The following is a 21,169-nucleotide window of genomic DNA, read 5'->3' on the forward strand; positions in this document are numbered from 1 at the left end:
TGTTACTCCTCAATTGCACTAGGTTTTAAGCCGACCAGAACCCGCTCGGTAGCGGCGGCCAGTCCGACCCGTGATGGTTGGCCTAAGTTATACCAGAGACTGGGGGCAGCTTCCATGACCGCATCCTGCGATTCGGCAGTTTGCTGTAATTTCGCTGCAATCGTGTCGGCATCACTCTGTAATGTGAGCAGCAGTGGCTGTGCATCCAGATGGAAGTGACTGAAGGTATGGCGAAATCCTGGCAGTTCTTCGAGTTGGTCGGGTGCATAACCCAGCGTGGTTACCGCTTGTTGTAACACCGTTTTAGTGGCGTATTGCGGAAAACACCAGAGTCCGCCCCAGATGCCAGCAGGTGGCCGTTTCTGCAGCAAGATATCGTCGTTATGTCTGATCACCAGCAGCCAGGCATCTTTGGCAGGAATGGCTTTCTTCGGTTTTTTCCCTGGATAGTCGCGCTGTTTGCCCATCTGTTGCGCTTGACAGTCAAGTGCTACCGGACATTGCGCACAGGCAGGCCGTGAGCGGGTGCAGATGCCAGCTCCCATATCCATCATCGCCTGATTGTATTGGGCAATCTCGGTGGTCGGTGACCGTTCCGTTGCCAGTTGCCACAGTGCTTGCTCGACTTTGGGCTGTCCCGGCCAGCCGTCAATCGCGGCGTGGCGGGCCAGTACGCGTTTTACGTTACCGTCCAGAATTGGATGATACTGGCCGAGCGACAGTGACAGAATGGCTCCTGCAGTGGAGCGGCCTACGCCTGGCAGTGCCATCACTGCATCAAACTGTTCGGGGAATTCTCCGTTGTGTTTGTCGCGGATTAACTGCGCCGCCTTATGCAGATTGCGGGCGCGGGCATAGTAGCCCAGTCCGGTCCACAGATGCAGCACTTCATCAGTATCAGCGTCTGCCAGTGCTACCACATTGGGAAAGCGCTCCATAAAACGGTTGAAGTAGGGGATGACCGTTGCTACCTGTGTTTGTTGCAACATAATTTCTGAAACCCATACTTTATAAGGGGTTTTATTGAGTTGCCAGGGCAGGGTTTTACGGCCGTGCTGACCGTACCAGGTGATAATGCGTTGCGAAAAAGACGGTGTTTTCATGGGCCGCAGTGTAGCTTTAGCCGGATCTCTGTACAAGGTATATTGCTGTGGTTGATAGCGAACTAATCGCTTATTGATATACTTTTCCACAAGCGGGGCTTGCACTCACCGATGAACTTTGCATAATGCCCTTCTTTTTATGATGTCTGGCCAGGTCAGGGGCAATAATGAGCGAAGTCACCACTGCTGAATATAATGAAGAAGGCAAGTATCTGCGCAAAGTCAAAAGCTTTGTGTTGCGAGAAGGGCGCCTGACCAAAGGCCAGGAACAGGCTATTGAGCAACATTGGGATAGCATGGGGTTGGAATACTCGGCTGAAGCGATGGATTTGCAGCAGATATTTGGTCGTAATGCCGATGTGGTGCTGGAGATTGGTTTCGGCATGGGCGCATCGCTGGTGGCAATGGCACAAGCGGCACCAGAAAAAGATTTCATCGGTATTGAAGTCCATAAGCCTGGCGTTGGTGCCTGTCTGGCAGCGGCCGCTGAAGCAGGTGTGAAAAATCTACGGGTGTTTCATCATGATGCCGTGGAAGTGTTGCAGCACACTATTCCAGAATCTTCATTGGCGCGCGTGCAGCTGTTTTTCCCTGACCCTTGGCATAAAAAACGTCACCATAAGCGCCGTATTGTGCAGCCAGAATTTGTGCAGTTATTGCGTTCCCGGTTAAAAATCGGTGGTGTATTTCATATGGCAACGGACTGGGAAAACTACAGCGAACACATGCTGGAAGTGATGAACCAGGCTCCAGGCTATAAAAATCAGTCAGTTGATGGTACTGTGGTGGCTCGGCCTGACTATCGGCCACTGACCAAATTTGAAGCCCGCGGCCAACGCCTTGGGCATGGTGTTTGGGATTTGATGTTCGAACGTACCGAATAACGAAAGTAACAGAGAGGTTGCCATGGCCATTCGTAGTCGCCGTTTGCGCAAAAAGTTGCGGGTTGATGAGTTTCAGGAGTTAGGTTTCGATGTGAGCTGGCGCTTTGCTGACAGCCTGAGCGAAGACGCTATTGATGAGCACGTAGAACGCTTTATCAATGAAGTGATTGAGCCGCGTGAGCTAGGTTTCCATGGCGGTGGCCATCGCTTATGGGATGGCGTTGTCGCCACTCAACGTCTTGGTAAATGTACTGATGATGACCGTCAGGCCGTTGAGCGTTTTCTGAAAAGCCTCAATGTCGAAGAGATAGAGATCAGCGAACTCTACGATATCTGGTGGGGTTAATCGTCCCTGATTTATTGAAAGGCAGTGCTATGGCACTGCTTTTTTTGTGTTTGTTGTCCCGTCCTGAAATACGTTGACATAAAGAGGACTTCTTTATGGCGACATCAACTAACTCAAGCCGTAAGCGCACGCAACGTGATTACACCTTAGCCTTTAAATTAGGTATCGTAGAGCGTGTCGAAAAAGGCGAGATGACGTACAAACAAGCCCAGAAGCGCTTTGGCATTCAGGGCAAGACAACCGTACTCGTTTGGCTCAGAAAGCATGGTAGACTCGATTGGTCGAAACCTTTTCAGCATCCCCTTATGCCACATTCAAAAGAAACCCCAGCACAAACTATCAAACGCCTTGAGCGTGAGTTAGCCGAAGAGAAACTGCGTAACCAAATCCTCAATGGTATGGTCGATATCATGGATAATGAATACGGAGCTGGTTTAAGAAAAAAGTACTTATCCGGTATGTCTGGCAAGCCAAAGCCAAAAGCGAAATAAACCTGGCAGCCGCATGTCGTGCTGTCGGTATTTCAAGGCAAGGTGTTTACCAGGCAGTTGCCCGGATGAATAGTCGGAGAACGGAATTATCGGTCATCAAAGACTCCGTACAATACTGGCGTAAATATATGCCGCGATTGGGCACACGCAAGCTCTACACATTGATAAAACCTATGCTGATTGAACAGGATATCAAACTCGGACGGGATGGATTCTTTACCTATTTGAGAAATGAGGGCTTGCTGGTTAAACCCAAGAGAAGTTACACCAAAACGACGTTTAGCAAGCACTGGATGAAGAAGCATCCTAACCTGCTGAAAGCAGACGGGCTGCATGATGCAGAGCATGTACTGGTCAGCGATATCACCTATCTTGAGTCAGACCAAGGCGTGCACTATTTGTCACTGGTTACCGATGCCGTATCACGCAAGATAGTCGGTCATCACTTGAGTACAGACATGAAAGCAGACAGCGTGGTGAAAGCGCTGAAAATGGCGGTTAGGGATAAGCGCTATATCGCTAATGCAGTGCATCACTCAGACCGGGGAGCGCAATATTGCGCAGCCGTTTATCAGGATGAACTGATAGCGAACCATATTCAGCCGTCAATGACAGACGGTTATGATTGCTATCAAAATGCACTAGCGGAAAGAGTCAATGGCATACTGAAGCAAGAGTTTTTCCTGTATCGATGTAAAACGCTGGAAGAGCTGAAGATACTTGTTCGAGAATCGATAGCGATATATAACGAAATGAGACCGCACCTGAGTTTAGATATGGCAACACCCAATCAGGTGCACAATAGAAAAGGCCAGCTACGGGAGCTGGCCTAAAAACTGTCAACCTATCTTAGGACGGGACATGTTCCAACCTTTTCACCTTTCTTTATTGTCATATTCACCAAAAGCTGGTGTGTTTCGCTACCGCATAGCTAGATATCGATTCATGTTGTAAAAATTCATATAAAATACAATAAGATAAAATTTGGCATGGTGTGTGCTTTACTGCTTTCAGTTTGATGAATAATTTGAAAAGGATAACTCGAATGAAAACTCTGATGCTGGGCATGACTCTGGGATGCGCATTATTGATACCGGCAATGTCTGCCGCCGCGATGGAAATTGGCCATCACCACGATAGCTGCAATGTGTCGCTGAATTACGATGTCACCCTTACACCACAGCAGATGGTCGTCGGCGAGAAAGGGAAAGAATATTACCGTATTGAGATGGACCACTTGTATGTGGATGGTAAGGAAGTGCCGCTCAATGCTGAACAGAAACAATTGCTGAATCAATATCATCAGCGTATGGCTCAACAGATGCCGGAAGTTGTCGGTGTGGTAAGTGACGCTTTGAGTATGGCTAATGAGGCGGTAACTACTGCATTAACGCCGCTGCTCGGTGATGAAACCGGTGCCAAGCTCAACGATATGATGGGTAAGCTGCATGAGCGTATCAGTAAAGTGGTGTACCACAATGGCGATACCTATTTTATTGGCGCAACTGACGACACCATAGATAAAGCATTCGATGAAGAGTTTTCCAAGCAGGTTGAAGATCTGGTGATGCAGTCTATGGGTTCCATCATGGTCAATATCGGTAAGAGCATGATGGATGGTGAAGGTGACTTTAGTGAACGCATGGACGCTTTTGGCGAGAAGATGGACAAGCTTGGCGAAGCGATCGATCAGAAGATGGATGCCCGTTCTGATGCGATAGATAAGCGTGCCGATGCGCTTTGTGAAAATTTCCAGCAATTGCAGGTGATTGAAGGGCAATTGCGTAAAAGTGTCCCTGCGTTATCCGCATATCCACTGATTTCTGGTCGGCCCTAATCGCGTTAATTAATAACTTCCTTGTACGTAGACCTTTCCCCGCACTTCATCCTTCCTGTGCGGGGTTTTTTATTTGATTTATCCGGTCTTTTTTGCGAATACAGAACGATGGGGTTAGAGTAGCGAACAAAGACTTGATATACTTTTCCACGCTAACCTGCCACCGTTGCTAGAGATGGCTTGGCAACACATTCATCAATGATGTGTGATTCGCAGGTTTTCTGTTGATTGCTCCCAAGGTCGGAGTGATGACTTTGTCGTTAAAAACTTAAAGAAGTTAAAGGCTTAAGGCGACTTTCATGTTAGAACTATTGGAACCCATTGCGATTTTTACCCATGTTGCCCGTGCTGGCAGTTTCAGTGCTGCAGCGCGTCGTCTGGGGATCTCAAAGTCCAAGGTCAGTACCCAGGTAGCTGATCTGGAACACAAGCTTGGTGTTCAACTTATTCAGCGAACTACTCGTAGTCTTAGCCTGACTGAAGCAGGTAATCTGCTTTATACCCAAGGTGAAGAATTGTTACGCGGTGCCGACCAGGCTGTCGCCAGTGTGCATAATCTGAATGATGCCACGCGTGGCGTACTGAAACTTGGTATCTCTCAATCCTTCGGCACTGCCCATATTATTCCGGCATTGCCCGAATTTATGTCGCGCCATCCAGAGCTGGAATTGCAAGTCAGTTTGCTGGATCACAAGGTTGATGTGGTAAGTGAAGGTTTGGATCTGTTACTGACCATGTCAGAACAGCTGCCGCTGGGTATGGTGGCTCGACCGTTAATGAAATGCCAATTCATGCTGTTAGCTTCACCTGCCTATATTGCTAATCACGGTAAGCCGAGCCGTCCGGAACAGTTGGTAGAACATAACTGTCTGGTCTATCACGGTGAGTGGCACGAGCACAGCGTCTGGCAGTTCAAGCGCGGCGACGACTACTGCGAGATCGGCGTGAATGGTAACTTCCGCGTTGATAACGCGCCAGCGCTAAAATCCGCCGCAGTTAGTGGCCTGGGTATTGTATATATGGCGACTTACCTGCTGGAAAATGAAATCGAAGAAGGTAAGTTGGTGCCATTATTACCGGAGTGGCACTTGGTACACCACTTGCCATTACAGGCCGTATATCCGCGCCGTAAACACTTGGCACCAAAGGTGAGTGCCTTTATTGATTTCATTAAAAATCATATCGGTACCCCACCTATTTGGGATGAAAAATACGCCGACATTTTTGCCAAGCGTCAGTAAACCCTGGGTGTCTGAGTTAAAAAAATCCTCCGTTAGTGGAGGATTTTTTTATTGTGGAGCCATCATCAATCGCTCAGCAAAATTCGCCTAGCAGCTCGTTGACAAAAAAGTGGCCTTTTTCGGTAAGTTCCCAGCTATCGGGATGTGTGATAACCAGCCCCTTGTCTATGCCGCGCTGCATACCCTCATCCAATAATGATGCAGCCAGGCCGGTGCGACTTTCAAATTCAGCTTTGGGGATTGGCACCATCAACCGCAGACGATTCATCAGATATTCCAGTGGCAGGTCGTCGGTAGCGATATCATTGACTTCATAAAGGTAATTCCCCGCCAGATAACCTTTAGGATGCTTAACTTTGACGGTGCGAAAGAGTTGCTGCTGCGGTAACAAGGTAATTTTGCCGTGAGCGCCACAGCCAATGCCAAGATAATCGCCAAACTCCCAATAGTTGCGGTTATGGCGACATTCGAAGTCGGGTTTGGCATAGGCGGAAATCTCATACTGGCGATAGCCCAGTTCTGCCAGCCGTTGTTGGCCGCTGCGGTAAATCTGCCATAACGCTTCATCATCCGGTAGCTGTGGTGGTCTGGAATGGAACAGGGTATTGGGCTCAATGGTGAGCTGATACCAGGATAAATGTGGTGGATTCAGCGCAGCTGCGGTTTCAATATCACTCAGTGCTTGTTGTAGATCCTGTCCCGGCAGGCCGTGCATCAGATCCAGATTAAAGCTCTGATAACCTGCGCTAGCCAAAGCCTTGGCTGCCTTTTTGGCTTCGTCACTGCCGTGAATACGGCCCAGAATATTGAGTTTGTCGGTGGCAAAACTCTGTACGCCCATCGATACGCGGGTAACCCCGGCCTTCCGATAGGCGGCAAAATCATCATGTTCCAGCGTGCCGGGATTGGCTTCCATAGTGATTTCAATGTCATCACTAAAGGGAATGCGTTGTCTTACGCCTTGCAGTAGCCGGGCTATCTGACTGGCATCAAACAGTGACGGAGTGCCACCACCAATAAAAATGCTGTGCAACGAGCGCTGCTGCACATAAGGTAAATCTGCTGTTAAGTCTGCTAGCAGTGCATCCACATACTGTTGCTGCGGTAACTCTCCTTGCTGGGCATGAGAATTAAAATCACAGTAGGGGCATTTACGCACGCACCAGGGAATATGGATATAGAGACTTAATGGCGGCAACGTCAGCATCAATCGATAATCCCTTGCTGATGAAAGGCTTCCAGCAGCAGTTTTAACGCTTTTCCGCGATGGCTCAGTTGGTTCTTTTCATCACTGCTGAGTTCGGCGGCAGTCTGGCGAAATCCCCGCGGGATAAACACCGGATCGTAGCCATGACCATGTTCGCCTTTGGCTTCATCACCAATCTCACCTTCCCAGGATGCTTGGCAGATGATCGGGGTGGGATCATTTTCATGGCGCATATATACCAATACACACTGAAAGCGCGCAGTACGTGGTGCAGGTTGTTGTTGTAATGCCATTAACAGCTTTTGGTAATTTGATACCGCGGTGGCGTGTTCGCCATTGTAGCGGGCGGAGTAAATGCCCGGCGCGCCATGGAGTGCGTCAACTTCCAACCCTGAATCATCGGCAATGGCAGGCAGGCCGGTCGCTTTGGCGGCATGACGGGCTTTGATGATGGCATTTTCCACAAAGCTCAAGCCGTCTTCGACAGCTTCTGTGACCTTAAAGGTGCTCTGCGGCACAACTTCGATATTGAAGTCTGCCAGCATGTCAGCAAATTCGGCCAGTTTGCCTTTGTTGCCGCTGGCTAACACAATTTTTTTCATGGATATTTCCTGCGTTGAGTTGGCGCAATGATAGCCAAACTCTGGCGATGATGGCAAAACATCAGGCTAGTCGTTAAAGAATTTTTGGCTAAAATCCAGAGTAGTATTCAGGTCATTATCTTTGCGGATCACTAGCTGAAAGCGGATCTCTTCGGTATCCCGATAAGGGCATTCTGCCAGGTAATATATCGAGCTGCCCTCGCGAATTTCGCGAAACTTCAGTTTAAAGCGGGCATCAAGAATGTTGGTGGCAATTCCGCTGATCGCTACCGGTACCATAGGTTTCCCGGGTTGGTTGAGGTCTTGCACGACGATATTGAGAAACCCGGTATAAGCCGTGCGTTCAATTCCGTAGTTATGGGCAATTGCTGGCGTCAGAAACGTGCTGGGTAATGCCATGTAGTGAATGTTGTAATGCCCAACCTGCAGATTCTGCTCTGCATAGGCAATGCTGACTGTAGCCAGCCATAACACAACTAACAGTAGAATTCGGCGCACTGAGATTCTGAGGGTTACTGCAACATGGCGGGGATTATAACTGTAATGACGACAGAAGCCTATGCCGGTCACAGATAAGCTCAGAGTAATTGTTGGATCACATCCGGGATCTCATTAGGCGACACGATACGAATCTGCTTGTGACGTCCTAATTCACCTTTCACTATCTGTACTTGGCTTTTGGGCACTCGAAAGGCTTTCGCCAGCCATTTTTCCAGATGGGCATTCGCTTTTCCATCAACTGGCGGGGCGGTGATGGCGACTTTTAGCTCGTCACCATGAATGCCAACCCACTGATCGCGGCTGGCTTTGGGTTGAATGTAGAGACAGAGCAGCAGGTCCTGCTGCTCTTGCACTACTGCGGCCATCAGGCCACAGCCCAGTATGGAATATACTGGCTTAACAGCATGTTCAGAAAATTGAGACCAATCATCAGTATCAGGACTGACAGATCTAATCCTCCCATAGGCGGAATGATACGGCGGATAGGGCTCAGTAATGGTTCGGTCAATTGCACCAACACATATTCAAATGGATTGCTCCCCTGGCTTACCCAACTGAGGATGGCGCGGATAATCAGGATCCAGAACAACAGAACTCCGGCTTCCTTAATGACAGACACAAGCGCAAATAATAGGGTGGTGGCGAAATCGAATTGTGCTCCCGCTATCAGTGACAGCAGCAAAATTTTTATTATGACGACTGCCAGCGCCAGCACGACTGATGCGGTATCAATGCCGCCAACGGCAGGCAGAATACGGCGCATAGGTGCCACAATCGGATGGGTCGCCTTCACGATAAACTGGCTGAAAGGGTTATAGAAATCTGCCCGAGCCAGTTGTAACCAGATACGCAGAATTACCACCATCAGATATAGATCAAACAGCGTGTTGACTAGATAAGCGAATGCATTCATGGATGTCGTAGTTCTCTATGGTTAATCAGAATTGTTTAGCCATTGCTTCAGCTCTGGCAATACAGTTGTTCATAGCTTGTTTTACTAGCCCTGGTAGATCGCCCTGTTTGAAGGTTTCTACAGCTTCGTGCGTTGTGCCACCTTTCGAGGTGACATTTTTACGCAATTGTTCCGGCGAAAGCTGTGGATTTTCCTGCAGCATCTTCGCCGCCCCGAGTGCTGCCTGCTGTGCCAGGGTTCTGGCTTTCTCTTCATCCATGCCAAGATCGGCAGCCGCCTTTATCATAGCCTCGACAAACAGGAAAAAGTAGGCTGGAGAGCTACCCGCAAGTGCGATTACCAGATTGAGATCGGATTCCTTATCAACCCATACTGCCTGACCGCCACTGGACATGATCCGGTTACAGATCGCTTTGTCTTCATCGCTGATAGTGGCGGGGGCGTACATACCACTCATGCCTGCGCCAATTTGCATCGGTGTGTTGGGCATGGTGCGGATCAGTTTTACTGGCTGCGCGAAATAATCACTGTAGCGTGCAGCATTAATGCCGGCGGCAATGGTAATCAGCAATTTATCGTTAAGATCCAGAGATTTTAAAGCTTCACAGACTTGCTGCATCAGCTGTGGTTTTACCGCCAGCACAATCACATCTGCGGCTTTGGCTGCGGCCAGATTGTCGGTGGTAACATTAATGCCAAAATCAGCCTGTAGCGCCTCCAGTTTACCGGTACTCGGGTTGCTGGCTTCAATTAATGCGGCATTATAACCACTGCTGACCAATCCACTGATAATGCTACGGCTCATGTTGCCGGCGCCGATAAAACAGATGCGCTTGTCTGACATAAAATCCTCTGTCTTTAGCAAAAGCTGTGCGGCAATGCCGCGAATTCCAATAGTATTTGGGCGTAGGGTACCAAAAACAAGGGTACTTCGGCCAATCAGGCTGGTTTTTGGCTGTAGTCTCGCGCGCCGAAGATAGCACTACCAATGCGCACCATCGTGGCACCATGTTCAACTGCCAGCTCCAGATCGTGGCTCATTCCCATTGAGAGAGTGTCAATAGGGGGAAATTCCTGTTGCAGTCGGGCATATAGCTGTTGCATCTGCTGAAACTCCGCTATGAGCTTCTCACCTTCCTCTGCGCTAGGAATAGTCATTAGACCGCGCAGCGTCAGCCGCGGCAGTTGGCTAATTTCATGCGCGAGACTCAGCATTTCCGCTTCACTGGTGATCCCGGATTTAGAGGTCTCACCACTGACATTAATCTGAATGCAGACATTCAATGGCGGTATTGCGGCGGGTCGTTGTTCGTTCAAACGCTGCGCAATTTTGCTGCGATCTATGGTATGCATCCATTGGAACAGTTCCGCGACTGGCCGACTTTTATTTGATTGCAGTGGTCCGATGAAGTGCCATTCAATGTCTGGATAGCGCGGCGCCAAATCTAGAATTTTTTGCTGGCCTTCCTGCACATAATTTTCGCCGAAACAGCGCTGGCCTGCGGCGTAAGCTGCTTCGATATCGGTGGCCGGTTTGGTTTTGCTAACTGCCAGCAATGTGATGTCAGCCGCTTGTCTTGAGCATTTCCCCGCCGCCTGTGCAATCCGGTGCTGGGCTAGCGCTAGTCTCTCTGCTATTGTTGTCATGATGTTAATCTTTCGCTTGTAAGGGATATCCCGTTCTATGGAAATCACTGAATTATTGGCTTTTAGTGTAAAGCATAACGCTTCGGACCTGCATCTGTCTTCCGGGGTGCCGCCATTGATCCGCGTTGATGGGGAAGTAAGAAAACTTAACGTACCAGAATTGAAGCATCAGGATGTGCATCGTCTGGTTTACGATATTATGAATGACAAACAGCGCAAGGATTATGAAGAGCATTTGGAAATTGACTTTTCCTTTGAAGTGCCCAATCTGGCGCGTTTCAGGGTTAACGCCTTTAACCAGGCCCGTGGCGCGGCTGCTGTATTTCGTACGATTCCCAGTGATATTCTGACACTGGAGCAACTGGGTGCTCCAGAAATCTTCAAAAAGATTTCCTCCTATCCGCGCGGTTTGGTTCTGGTAACCGGACCAACCGGCTCCGGTAAAAGTACCACGCTGGCGGCAATGATTGACTATGTGAACAATAATCGTCATGACCATATTCTGACCATTGAAGACCCCATCGAATTTGTCCATCAAACCAAGAACTGTCTGATTAACCAACGTGAAGTTCATCGCCATACATTGAGTTTTGCGGCGGCGCTGCGTAGCGCCTTGCGTGAAGACCCTGACGTGATCCTGGTGGGTGAAATGCGTGACCTGGAAACCATTCGCCTGGCGCTAACAGCCGCTGAAACCGGCCACTTAGTGTTTGGCACCTTGCATACGACTTCTGCTGCCAAAACTATTGACCGTGTGGTTGACGTATTCCCTGCGGGTGAAAAAGATATGGTGCGTACCATGTTGTCTGAATCATTGCAGGCCGTTATCTCGCAAACATTGATTAAGAAAATTGGTGGTGGTCGTGTCGCTGCCCACGAAATTATGATTGGTACTCCGGCGATCCGTAACCTTATCCGTGAGGATAAAGTGGCGCAGATGTATTCCGCAATTCAAACCGGTATGGCACATGGGATGCAGACGCTGGAGCAAAGCTTGCAGCAGCTGGTTGCCCGTAGTGTCATCACGCGTGAAGATGCACTGTCTAAGAGTTCCAACAAACAACTGAACCTGTAAGGAGTCGTGATGGACGTCAGACCTTTTCTTGAGGAAATGGTAGCGCGCAAGGCCTCTGACCTATTTGTGACCGCTGGTTTTCCACCCAGTGCCAAGATTGATGGTGAGTTGCGACCATTGGCAGAAAACCCGTTCACAGCAGCACAAGCCCTGGAGTTTGTTGAGTCAATCATGTCGCCAGATAACAAAAAGGCGTTCCACGAAAGTAAAGAATGTAACTTTGCTATTGGCGTGAAAGGCTTGGGGCGTTTCAGGGTTAGTGCCTTTTGGCAGCGTGAAGCCGCAGGCTGCGTTATGCGACGTATTGAAATCCGCATTCCCACCATGGAAGAACTGAGTTTGCCACCAATTCTGAAAGATTTGGTGATGAGCAAACGCGGTCTGGTCATCATGGTTGGGGGGACCGGTACCGGTAAGTCAACCTCGCTGGCCGCCCTGATTGGCTATCGTAACGGCAACTCTAAAGGGCACATCCTGACCATCGAAGATCCGGTGGAATTTGTGCATCAGCATCGCAAGAGCATTATTACTCAGCGTGAGGTTGGTATCGACACCGAATCGTTTGATGCGGCGCTGAAAAGCTCGCTGCGTCAGGCCCCGGATGTCATCCTGATCGGTGAGATCCGTAGTCAGGAAACCATGGAGTTTGCGCTGTCGTTTGCTGAAACCGGTCACTTGTGTATGGCAACCTTGCACGCCAACAACGCTAACCAGGCATTGGACCGTATTATGCACCTGGTGCCGGAAACTAAGCATCGGCAGTTGCTGTTTGACCTGTCGTTAAACCTGCGTGGCATTGTGGCGCAGCAATTGGTGCCTAAAGCCGATGGCAGTGGTCGTCGCGCTGCAATTGAGATTCTGATCAATACGCCACGTGTTGCCAGTATCATTCAGAACAACGAACTGCACCTGCTGAAAGAAACCATGGCTAAGTCGAATGAACAGGGCATGCAGACCTTCGACCAGGCGCTGTTTAAACTCTATAACGAAGGCGAGATCTCCTATGCGGATGCGCTGCGTCATGCCGACTCTCCAAACGATCTGCGCCTGATGATCAAACTGCAAAGTGGCACAACTGGATCGCAGGGGTCGATGGAAGGCGTTACGCTGGATATGGATTAAGCAAGTTTTTGTATGACTATGATAAAGGCGCCGTATGGCGCCTTTTGCTTTTAATCGGCAAATTCGCTCTAAATATGACTTTTTGATAAAATATTGCACCGTTTTTTATTGAAAACGGAGAAAAATGATGAAAATCAGGAAAAAGGTGCTTGTTGCAGTGGCAGTGCTGGAGGTTGCCTTTCCGGTTTTGGCGGTACCTGTTTCCGATGATTTAGATATTGGTGGTGCCGTGCGTCTCAACTATGGCTGGAAAGATTATGATAATGACGCCAAGTTGGAATTTGAACTGTTCAGAGCTGATATTAACTATGATGATGGTCAGTTGTTCGCATCAGCGCAGTATCGTTGGTATCAAGTTCAGAATGTGATCCACCATGCCTGGATGGGTTACAAATTCTCAGACAATGCCTCTGTAAAAGTGGGGGTTACCCAAGTGCCATTCGGGTTATTACCCTACGCCTCTCATTCATTCTGGTTCGGCAGTACTTATTATCTAGGATTGGAAGATGATTATGATGCAGGTGTTCACTGGCAATATGAACAGGATGGCTGGCGCTACGATGTGGCGTATTTCGCCAATGATGAATACGGTGATGGTAGCCGCTTTAAGCGTTATTCCTTTGATACAGCAACTACGGCGGCAAGGCCTTATGAGGAAGCCGGTCAGCTCAATGGCCGCATTGAGCACAGCTTCAGCAGCGGTGACATCCACCACACACTTGGCGCCTCATTACAGCTAAATCGGTTTGATTACCAGCCGGTAGCGGGCGGGGCGACCGGTAGTGACACTGACGGATATGCCGCGGCCATTCATTGGCAACTGGATTGGCATAGTTGGCAAACCCAATTGCAATACATTCACTACGATTACAACATGCCGGATGAGCGCATGGCCATGTCGGCATTTGCATACCCGTTTGAAATCGCCGCCAAAGCAGACGTTGTTACTACTAACCTGTCACGCAGCATAGAGGTTAGTTGGGGCGCTATCTCCAACATCACCTGCTATAACGATTTCACCCATACTGTGGTTTCTGGCACCGGATTAAAAAACTCTCTCCAAAATGTCACTGGATGCGCAGTGACGGCAGGTAAGTTCTATACCTATGTCGACTGGATTGCCGGGAAAAATATGTGGTTTGATGGCGGTTCAGGGATAGGAATTGATGAGGGTGTCGATGGGTGGCACTCACGTCTGAATATCAATATCGGATGGTATTTCTGACGCTGGCAGCGATGTTTTGTGCTAGTTTGATGAGGTGACGGGTTCTGTCAGTAAAAAAGCGTAAAGGAACTGAAGATGAAGGGAAAAATCGCCTTGTTGTTATCACTGATGCTGCTGTCTGTATCTGCCGCGGCGGCTCAGTGTCCGAGTTATCTTAATCTTAAATTACGTAAACTCCACTCACAGGAAATGGTAGATTTGTGTGCATTGACTGACGGAAAGCCGGTGTTGATCGTTAATACGGCCAGTCATTGTGGCTTTACTCCGCAGTTTAAAGGATTGGAGGCACTGCATGAGAAATATCGAGATAAAGGTCTGGTGGTGATAGGTTTCCCATCCAATGACTTTTTTCAGGAAGAAAAGCAGGAACAGGATACCGCCAAGATCTGCTATATCAACTATGGTGTAAAGTTCACCATGTTGGCGACCTCATCAGTTAAGGGCCGCCAGGTGAATCCGGTTTTTGCCTATCTGAATAGTCAGACAGGCGAACCTAAGTGGAATTTTTTCAAGTATTTGGTGAGTGCTGATGGCAAATCTGTGCAGCGATTCAGCTCGCGTGTTACGCCAGACAGCCCTGAGTTGACTGATGCTATCGACAAGCTATTGGCGACACCGGCATCTAACTGAAAGCGTGGCGAATAAAAAAGCGGTTAATTGACCGCTTTTTTCATGGAAGCGTCATCATCAGTACTGATTTTCAAAAAAGCTTTCAATTATCAGCACGGCAGAAACGGCATCAACTTTACTTTTCCCCAATGCCTTAAAGCCGCCTAATTCGAACAGTCTGGCTTTGGCATCAGTGGTGGTCAGCCGCTCATCCTGGGTTGCCACTGCCACACCGAAACGACCATGGATGCGATTGGCAAATTTGCGCGCTCGCTGCGTCATCTCCTGTTCAGTGCCGTCCATATTTAGCGGCAAACCAACCACTACCATGTCAGGTTGCCACTCCTGTAACAGTGCCTCAATCAGGTTCCAGTCCGGGACACCATCATTTGCTTTTAGCGATAACAAGGGTTGAGCACTGCCAGTAATTTCCTGACCAACGGCGACCCCAATACTTTTGGTCCCAAAATCAAAACCGAGAATTGTTTTGCTCATCAAGCATGACCTACATCGCCGGACATCTGCCAGGCATTAAATCCCAAAGTATTGGTGGCTTTTTCCCAGCGATCTTCAAAGGGAGTGTTGAATAGAATTTCTTCTGTGGCCGGGATGGTTAACCAGGAGTTTTCAGCCAATTCCTGTTCAAGTTGGTCTCGGCTCCAGCCGGCATAGCCTAATACCACTAAAAAATGCTGCGGGGCTTTGGGCGTGCCCAAGGCTGCCAGAATATCCCGAGACGTGGTCAGCATCAGCTCATCAGAGACATTACTACTGTTCGCCCAGTGTGGTTGGGCACTATGCAGGACAAAGCCGCGCTCGGGATTCACCGGGCCACCCACCAGTACCTGATTTTCCAGCGTGGGCAATAAATGCGGAGAATCTTTCAGATCCAGTTGCGCCAGCAGTTCCTGAACATCGAGGCCGATAGGACGATTGACCATCAGCCCCATGGCGCCTTTGGCGTCATGTTCACAAATATAAATCAGTGAACGTTCAAAAAATGTGTCGTTCAGTGAGGGCATGGCAATAAGAAAATGGTTTTGCAAACTGTCCATTCAACGACTCCTGGTTTGATGTTTGTTAGCCACCGGCCAGCTTCACTTGATAACCGATTTTTTCCAGCAGAGATTTAAGTTGCTCACGGTTATCTGTCTGAATTTCGATAGTAAACTCCTTTACCGTACCACCACAACCACATTGCTTCTTAAGTTTTTGTGCCAGAGCTTTCAAGGCGTCAGTATCTAAAGCTAATCCGGTAATCACCGAAACCCCTTTACCTTTTCGGCCTTTACTGTCGCGATGGATGCGTACGATGCCATCTCCCTGAGGGAGCTCCTGCGTCGGTGTGGCCTCTTTTATGCGGCCCTTATCTGTACTGTAGACCAACGTTACATTAGGGTCAGTTTTCATGACGATATTCCTAGCGCTATCATGCTGACAGTCTAACAGATTTGAATAGCGCTCCCATAGTTAACAGTATGGTGCACTGGGATAAAAAAGGACCACCAGTAGTTGGTGGTCCTAAAACTGATTTTATGTGCAGGGATATAAAATCAGTGTTAGCGGTCTCACTTATCAAGAGCTGGCTAAAGTGATGGCGGTTATCCCCAGATGGTGCCAAGTAACACCGAAATCATAGATAGCAGTGCGCTAGGTAATACCCAATAACGCCAGCGGGGAATGAGCATGGTCAATGGCGTTGCGACAAAGCCAATGGCGGCCAGACTAAAGAAGGAGAAGTTAGTGGTAAACAGATGCCATGATAACCAGCACAGTATCGCTAATGGTAACAGTAACCATGCTTTATGCGGATTAAGGGACGCTAATCCCGGCATATGAATGCCGTCAGCTTCAGGGGTTAGGCGCGTTTCTACGGTAACTAATAGCAAGCATGCTACGATCAAACTACATACGAACCAGATCATCATAACTTCCCCCTGATTTTTGGTAATGATAACTATTATCATTTAAATGTGGTACAAGGTCAACTCAGACAAAATTATTGGTGATTTTTAAAAGGTTGTTGTTTAGTGCACTGAAATGTAAGCTGTTTAATACATAACGAGCGTTGTTAAAACGCGGGAAACAGGTGATATCCCATGAAAAAACTCATTTTTGCAGCATTAGTCTTATTGATAGGCGGCTGTAGTTCCCTGAATACCGGCTGGGACTATAACCCTGAAGTTAATTTTACCCAGTACAAACATTACGCTTGGGTACCTGCGACGAAAGAGGCCAGTGCTCAGTATCAATTGAATGGATTGTTGGATCAGCGGGTACGTGAAGCGGTAGACGCTGATCTGGCGCGTAAAGGCTACATTAAGGTGGATGCAAAAGATGCAGATGTCTTAGTGAACTATCTGACTAAGCTGGATAAGCGTTATAAAGTGGACAGTATCAATACCAGTTTGGGCTACAGTCCGTTTTGGGGGCCTCATTGGTATTTTGGTGGCTCGTTGCAGAACAATACCCAGGTAAAAGAATATGACGTTGGTACATTGATTATCGATATGGTCGATGCCAAAACGAATAAACTGGTTTGGCGTGGCACTGCTAACGGTGTGATCCGCGATTACAAAACGCCGCAACAGCGCATTGCCAAGATGAATGAAGCGGTAGTCGGTGTACTGAATAACTTCCCGCCTAAACCTGAAAAATAACGCGGTTATAGCTTAAATTTGAAAGGTGACCTTTGTGTCACTTTTTTGTGGGGGTTATTGACTGCATTTGTAGCACGTCAGAATACGAATTCTGGATGCAAGCTACTGCACAAAAGGGTATCTTGTTGTGTGATGAATCAAGGATGAATGGTTTACAGGGACGCCGCTGGCTGCAGTGCTGGGTCAACACACATTAGTAATACTAAAAGGGAGTATGTGAATGGACAACATCGAAGAGTTAATGAAGCAAGTGCCAGAGTTGGTGGCAGTTTACGGCCTCAAAATTCTGTTGGCGCTGGTGATTTTCTTCGTTGGTAAGTATTTTTCCGGCGTTGCCAAAAAAATCACTGAGCGACTGCTGACAAGCCGCAAAGTCGATAAGACTGTTTCCTCCTTTGTGGCAAATATGGCCTGGGCGGTAGTCTTTACTTTTACTATCATTGCCACTCTCGGACAGGTTGGCATTCAAACCGCGTCTTTAGTGGCGGTATTAGGTGCCGCCGGTTTAGCTGTCGGTTTGGCGTTGCAGGGGTCGCTGTCTAATTTCGCTGCTGGGGTGTTATTGGTGATGTTTCGTCCCTGTCGTGTCGGTGATTACATTGAAGCGGGCGGCGTTGCCGGTATTGTTGATGAAATTACCATTTTTGCGACCCGATTGAAGAGTCCCGATAACAAGGTGATTACCGTCCCGAACTCTGCAATTATGAATGGCAGCATCGTTAACTATTCTATGATGGATAAGCGCCGTCTGGATTTGACCATTGGCGTGTCATACGATGCAGATATCCGTAAAACCAAGCAGTTACTGTGCGACATTCTTGAAGGTAATGCTAAGGTCCTGAAAGATCCTGCTTATACCGTTGGTTTAGTGGCACTCGGTGATTCCTCCGTTAATTTTGTTGTACGTCCCTGGGTGAATGCTGCCGATTACTGGCCAGCCCACTTTGAGTTGATGGAACAGATCAAACTCGCATTGGATGAGAATGGTATCGGTATTCCTTATCCGCAAATGGATGTGCATATCAAAGAGATGCCAGTCAAAGAATAAAACTGCCAGAAGGCCGGCTTAATGTCGGCCTTTTTGCTTGTAAATGAAGGGAGAGCGTTATGTATAAGTATGCCGCGTTATTTGCATTAGCACTGACTGCCAGCAGCATGTCGCTGCAAGCGGCAGAAGTGACCATGGGCGGGAAGCCGGTATCTTTACTTGGTAAATTGCCGCAGCTCGGTCAGGTTGCCCCGAGTTTCAGAGTGGTCGATGATAAGTTTCAAGCCGTTAGTCTGAGCGATTTTAAGGGCAAAACTGTCCTGATCAGTGCGGTTCCCAGTCTGGATACCGGGGTTTGCGCACTACAAACCAAACGTTTCAATACCGAGGTGGCAAATTTCGATCCGTCCTCGGTTGTGATGCTGAGTATCAGTGAAGACTTACCCTTTGCCCAGAAACGATTTTGTAAGGTAGAAAATGTGGAGAGCATCAAAGTGCTGTCAGATTCAGTCTGGCGCGACTTTGGTGAAAAATACGGGTTGATCATCAAAGACATGGGGATCCTGGCACGCTCGATCTTCATTATCGATCCTCAGGGAAAGTTGCAGTACGTTGAACTGGTACCTGAAATCGGTCACCATCCCGATTATGACAAGGCGCTGGCAGCATTGACTGAAATCAGTAAGCAGTCATGAATCTGACTTATAAAAACGCCAGCAATATCTCGCTGGCGTTTTCATGAAATTGCTTAGCGCCGCTCCCCAATAGAATAGTGAAATGTTGGCACTGACCAGCTGAAGCGAATGGCTAACATCCGCAAGCTAAACCCTAACCACAGACTAACGCTAAGATTAAGCCAGGGTTCAGTGCCAGCGAGCTGTAATGTCACATAACAACTCGCCGTCACAATAGCGACAATACCGTAGAGTTCTTTGCGAAATATCAGTGGAACCTGATTGCACAGAATATCGCGGATCACCCCGCCGAATACGCCAGTAATCACTCCCATCACAATCGCTACCGCGGGGCTTAATCCCAGCATCAATGTTTTTTGAGCACCAATAACAGAAAATACTGCAAGCCCAAGGGCATCAATGGTCAGAAACAGTTTGGTCAAATACTGCATGACGGGTGCGATGACAACAGTGAGGAGTGATGCTAAAACGATCGCCAGCAAATAATGCCAGTTCTCAATCCAAATCAACGGATAATTGCCTAACATCATGTCACGTAGCGTACCGCCTCCGACAGCAGTAGCACTGCCGACGATCACTACCCCGAACAGATCCATTCGTTGTTTACCCGCGGCCAGGGCCCCCGTCATTGCTTCGGCAACTATTCCAATAAACCATAACATCAGGACAAATTGAGTTTCCTGCATCTTGAAATCCCCACTACTCATATTAACGCGCATTTTGACCGAAAATCGGGTTCAACAAAAATGAGATATTTTATAAATATACGTTAGATATATTAATGGATAAAATTTATAACTAATTGATATTATTTTATTAATTAATATTTAATCGGAAATGTACATTTAATATTCTCAGTATAATTCTGACCTCGGAAGGTCTGGGCGTAACTGTACAGCTATCACCGGGCGGAGTAGAGTAAACTTTTCCTGTAATGTTCGGATAACCTGATGATTGATTTACGAAGTGATACGGTAACGCAGCCAACGGCCGCGATGCGCAAAGCGATGGCAGCCGCTGTGGTGGGGGATGATGTTTATGGTGACGACCCGACAGTGAACCATCTGGAGCAGATGGCAGCTGAAATGTTTGGTTTTGAAGAGGCGTTGTTTACAACCTCTGGCACTCAGGCCAATTTATTAGCGTTGATGTCACATTGTAATCGCGGTGATGAATATATCTGTGGTCAACAGGCCCACAACTACAAGTATGAAGCCGGCGGTGCCGCCGTACTTGGCAGCATTCAGCCACAGCCAATAGCGAATCTGGCAGACGGAACTTTACCGCTCAACGACGTGACTGCGGCCATTAAGCCTGATGACTTTCATTTTGCCCGCACTAAGCTTATCAGTCTGGAAAATACCATTGGGGGTAAAGTACTCCCTCAGCAATATCTGGCAGAAGCACAGCAACTGGCATTTTCCAAAGGGTTAAAAATCCATCTTGATGGTGCGCGCGTGGCAAATGCTGCGGTGGCGCAAAACATCGGTATTTCTGAGATTATGCAGTTTTTTGATTCGGCTACTGTTTGTTTGTCTAAGGGGTTGTGTGCCCCAGTCGGTTCTTTACTGTTAGGGGATGAACATTTTATTCACCGGGCACGCCGTTGGCGTAAGATGCTGGGTGGTGGTATGCGTCAGGCTGGGATCTTGGCTGCGGCAGGTGAGTTAGCACTGACTCAACAAGTAGCACGATTAGCGGACGACCATGCCAACGCCCGTATCTTGGCTGAAGGGTTGTCAGAACTGACTGAGTTAAATGTCGATCTGTCACTGGTTCAAACGAACATGGTATTTGCGGAGTTAGACAGCCAGATAAACCCATTGATGTTAGCGTCGCAGCTTGGCGAATGTGGGGTGCGTATCAGCGCTGGCAAGTCTTTGCGTCTGGTGACGCACAACGACATTTCGACAGCCGATATTCACACAACTATCGCCGCTTTTAAGCAGTGTCTGGCACACTAATTCGCTCAGTTCTGCGGGTTTGCACCGATGCGCCCGCTCCCTTTATCCTTGCCCACCGG

Annotated in this window: 26 protein-coding genes; 13 read left to right on the top strand and 13 right to left on the bottom strand. The window is 48.3% G+C overall.

The genetic code is table 11. From position 1 onward, the window contains the following. Positions 1-2 precede the first annotated feature (2 nt). Positions 3-1,103, bottom strand: a complete 1,101-nt coding sequence (mutY, locus tag KDN34_RS04250; RefSeq protein WP_212596521.1) for an A/G-specific adenine glycosylase — start codon at positions 1,101-1,103, stop codon at positions 3-5. A gap of 167 nt (positions 1,104-1,270) precedes the next feature. Here mutY and trmB point away from each other — a divergent pair, with 167 nt between their 5' ends. The 5 genes from trmB to KDN34_RS04275 all read left to right on the top strand — a co-directional run bounded on the left by trmB (position 1,271) and on the right by KDN34_RS04275 (position 5,902). After that, positions 1,271-1,987, top strand: a complete 717-nt coding sequence (gene trmB / locus KDN34_RS04255) for a tRNA (guanosine(46)-N7)-methyltransferase TrmB (RefSeq protein WP_212595682.1) — start codon at positions 1,271-1,273, stop codon at positions 1,985-1,987. Positions 1,988-2,009: 22 nt separating this feature from the next. Then, positions 2,010-2,333: a 50S ribosome-binding protein YggL gene (locus tag KDN34_RS04260; RefSeq protein ID WP_212595683.1), complete on the top strand. Its 324-nt coding sequence runs from the start codon at positions 2,010-2,012 to the stop codon at positions 2,331-2,333. Positions 2,334-2,428: 95 nt separating this feature from the next. Next, a protein-coding gene (locus KDN34_RS04265) for an IS3 family transposase (protein WP_212594558.1) occupies positions 2,429-3,657 on the top strand; the annotation gives its coding sequence in 2 pieces (ribosomal slippage) (positions 2,429-2,780 and positions 2,780-3,657; 1,230 coding nt in all). A gap of 212 nt (positions 3,658-3,869) precedes the next feature. After that, positions 3,870-4,661: a YggN family protein gene (locus KDN34_RS04270; RefSeq protein WP_212595684.1), complete on the top strand. Its 792-nt coding sequence runs from the start codon at positions 3,870-3,872 to the stop codon at positions 4,659-4,661. A gap of 299 nt (positions 4,662-4,960) precedes the next feature. Beyond that, positions 4,961-5,902, top strand: coding sequence for a LysR family transcriptional regulator (locus tag KDN34_RS04275; protein ID WP_212595685.1), 942 nt, complete (start codon positions 4,961-4,963; stop codon positions 5,900-5,902). Between the two features lie 73 nt (positions 5,903-5,975). Here KDN34_RS04275 and hemW read toward each other — a convergent pair whose 3' ends face one another. The 7 genes from hemW to KDN34_RS04310 form a co-directional block, all read right to left on the bottom strand. Further along, positions 5,976-7,109, bottom strand: coding sequence for a radical SAM family heme chaperone HemW (gene hemW, locus KDN34_RS04280; RefSeq protein WP_212595686.1), 1,134 nt, complete (start codon positions 7,107-7,109; stop codon positions 5,976-5,978). Beyond that, positions 7,109-7,711, bottom strand: coding sequence for an RdgB/HAM1 family non-canonical purine NTP pyrophosphatase (gene rdgB / locus KDN34_RS04285; RefSeq protein ID WP_212595687.1), 603 nt, complete (start codon positions 7,709-7,711; stop codon positions 7,109-7,111). Before rdgB ends, hemW begins: the two co-directional genes overlap by 1 nt. A gap of 66 nt (positions 7,712-7,777) precedes the next feature. Next, positions 7,778-8,209 carry a DUF4426 domain-containing protein gene (locus KDN34_RS04290; RefSeq protein WP_228730419.1) on the bottom strand — a complete coding sequence of 144 codons (432 nt, stop codon included), beginning with the start codon at positions 8,207-8,209 and terminating at the stop codon, positions 7,778-7,780. An 80-nt stretch (positions 8,210-8,289) separates the two neighbouring features. Then, positions 8,290-8,577, bottom strand: coding sequence for a DUF167 family protein YggU (gene yggU, locus KDN34_RS04295; RefSeq protein WP_212595688.1), 288 nt, complete (start codon positions 8,575-8,577; stop codon positions 8,290-8,292). After that, positions 8,577-9,125 (bottom strand): YggT family protein, encoded by a 549-nt coding sequence (locus KDN34_RS04300; RefSeq protein WP_212595689.1) that lies wholly within the window; start codon positions 9,123-9,125, stop codon positions 8,577-8,579. The genes yggU and KDN34_RS04300 overlap by 1 nt, the downstream gene beginning before the upstream one ends. A 25-nt stretch (positions 9,126-9,150) precedes the next feature. Further along, on the bottom strand, positions 9,151-9,969 hold the full coding sequence (gene proC / locus KDN34_RS04305) for a pyrroline-5-carboxylate reductase (RefSeq protein ID WP_212595690.1): 819 nt from the start codon (positions 9,967-9,969) through the stop codon (positions 9,151-9,153). 95 nt (positions 9,970-10,064) lie between these two features. Beyond that, positions 10,065-10,772 carry a YggS family pyridoxal phosphate-dependent enzyme gene (locus KDN34_RS04310; RefSeq protein WP_212595691.1) on the bottom strand — a complete coding sequence of 236 codons (708 nt, stop codon included), beginning with the start codon at positions 10,770-10,772 and terminating at the stop codon, positions 10,065-10,067. Positions 10,773-10,809: 37 nt separating this feature from the next. Between KDN34_RS04310 and KDN34_RS04315 the strand changes: the two genes are divergently transcribed. The 4 genes from KDN34_RS04315 (at position 10,810) to KDN34_RS04330 (ending at position 14,824) form a co-directional block, all read left to right on the top strand. Beyond that, positions 10,810-11,847 carry a type IV pilus twitching motility protein PilT gene (locus tag KDN34_RS04315; protein WP_212595692.1) on the top strand — a complete coding sequence of 346 codons (1,038 nt, stop codon included), beginning with the start codon at positions 10,810-10,812 and terminating at the stop codon, positions 11,845-11,847. 9 nt (positions 11,848-11,856) lie between these two features. Then, positions 11,857-12,969, top strand: a complete 1,113-nt coding sequence (locus KDN34_RS04320) for a PilT/PilU family type 4a pilus ATPase (protein WP_212595693.1) — start codon at positions 11,857-11,859, stop codon at positions 12,967-12,969. 124 nt (positions 12,970-13,093) lie between these two features. Then, positions 13,094-14,194 (top strand): porin, encoded by a 1,101-nt coding sequence (locus KDN34_RS04325; protein ID WP_228730420.1) that lies wholly within the window; start codon positions 13,094-13,096, stop codon positions 14,192-14,194. Between the two features lie 75 nt (positions 14,195-14,269). Continuing rightward, positions 14,270-14,824 (top strand): glutathione peroxidase, encoded by a 555-nt coding sequence (locus tag KDN34_RS04330; RefSeq protein WP_212595694.1) that lies wholly within the window; start codon positions 14,270-14,272, stop codon positions 14,822-14,824. A 57-nt stretch (positions 14,825-14,881) separates the two neighbouring features. Here the strand turns inward: KDN34_RS04330 and ruvX are convergent, their stop codons facing one another. The 4 genes from ruvX to KDN34_RS04350 form a co-directional block, all read right to left on the bottom strand. Beyond that, positions 14,882-15,301, bottom strand: a complete 420-nt coding sequence (ruvX, locus tag KDN34_RS04335; RefSeq protein ID WP_212595695.1) for a Holliday junction resolvase RuvX — start codon at positions 15,299-15,301, stop codon at positions 14,882-14,884. Beyond that, a complete protein-coding gene (locus KDN34_RS04340; protein ID WP_212595696.1) occupies positions 15,298-15,858 on the bottom strand; it encodes a YqgE/AlgH family protein in 561 nt (186 codons plus the stop codon). The genes ruvX and KDN34_RS04340 overlap by 4 nt, the downstream gene beginning before the upstream one ends. 25 nt (positions 15,859-15,883) lie before the next feature. Continuing rightward, positions 15,884-16,213: a stress response translation initiation inhibitor YciH gene (gene yciH / locus KDN34_RS04345; protein WP_212595697.1), complete on the bottom strand. Its 330-nt coding sequence runs from the start codon at positions 16,211-16,213 to the stop codon at positions 15,884-15,886. 191 nt (positions 16,214-16,404) lie between these two features. Continuing rightward, on the bottom strand, positions 16,405-16,731 hold the full coding sequence (locus KDN34_RS04350) for a hypothetical protein (protein ID WP_212595698.1): 327 nt from the start codon (positions 16,729-16,731) through the stop codon (positions 16,405-16,407). A gap of 171 nt (positions 16,732-16,902) precedes the next feature. On the opposite strand from KDN34_RS04350, the gene KDN34_RS04355 reads away from it, so the two are divergent. The 3 genes from KDN34_RS04355 (at position 16,903) to tpx (ending at position 19,146) form a co-directional block, all read left to right on the top strand. After that, a complete protein-coding gene (locus KDN34_RS04355; protein ID WP_212595699.1) occupies positions 16,903-17,463 on the top strand; it encodes a DUF4136 domain-containing protein in 561 nt (186 codons plus the stop codon). A gap of 220 nt (positions 17,464-17,683) precedes the next feature. Then, positions 17,684-18,511 carry a mechanosensitive ion channel family protein gene (locus tag KDN34_RS04360; protein ID WP_212595700.1) on the top strand — a complete coding sequence of 276 codons (828 nt, stop codon included), beginning with the start codon at positions 17,684-17,686 and terminating at the stop codon, positions 18,509-18,511. Positions 18,512-18,570: 59 nt separating this feature from the next. Then, a complete protein-coding gene (gene tpx / locus KDN34_RS04365; protein ID WP_212595701.1) occupies positions 18,571-19,146 on the top strand; it encodes a thiol peroxidase in 576 nt (191 codons plus the stop codon). A gap of 53 nt (positions 19,147-19,199) precedes the next feature. On the opposite strand, the gene KDN34_RS04370 is transcribed toward tpx, so the two are convergent. Beyond that, positions 19,200-19,832, bottom strand: a complete 633-nt coding sequence (locus tag KDN34_RS04370; RefSeq protein ID WP_212595702.1) for a trimeric intracellular cation channel family protein — start codon at positions 19,830-19,832, stop codon at positions 19,200-19,202. A 264-nt stretch (positions 19,833-20,096) separates the two neighbouring features. Between KDN34_RS04370 and ltaE the strand changes: the two genes are divergently transcribed. After that, positions 20,097-21,110: a low-specificity L-threonine aldolase gene (gene ltaE, locus KDN34_RS04375; protein ID WP_212595703.1), complete on the top strand. Its 1,014-nt coding sequence runs from the start codon at positions 20,097-20,099 to the stop codon at positions 21,108-21,110. Positions 21,111-21,169 lie beyond the last annotated feature (59 nt).

This window comes from Shewanella yunxiaonensis (genome assembly GCF_018223345.1).
GTDB classification, from domain to species: domain Bacteria; phylum Pseudomonadota; class Gammaproteobacteria; order Enterobacterales; family Shewanellaceae; genus Shewanella; species Shewanella yunxiaonensis.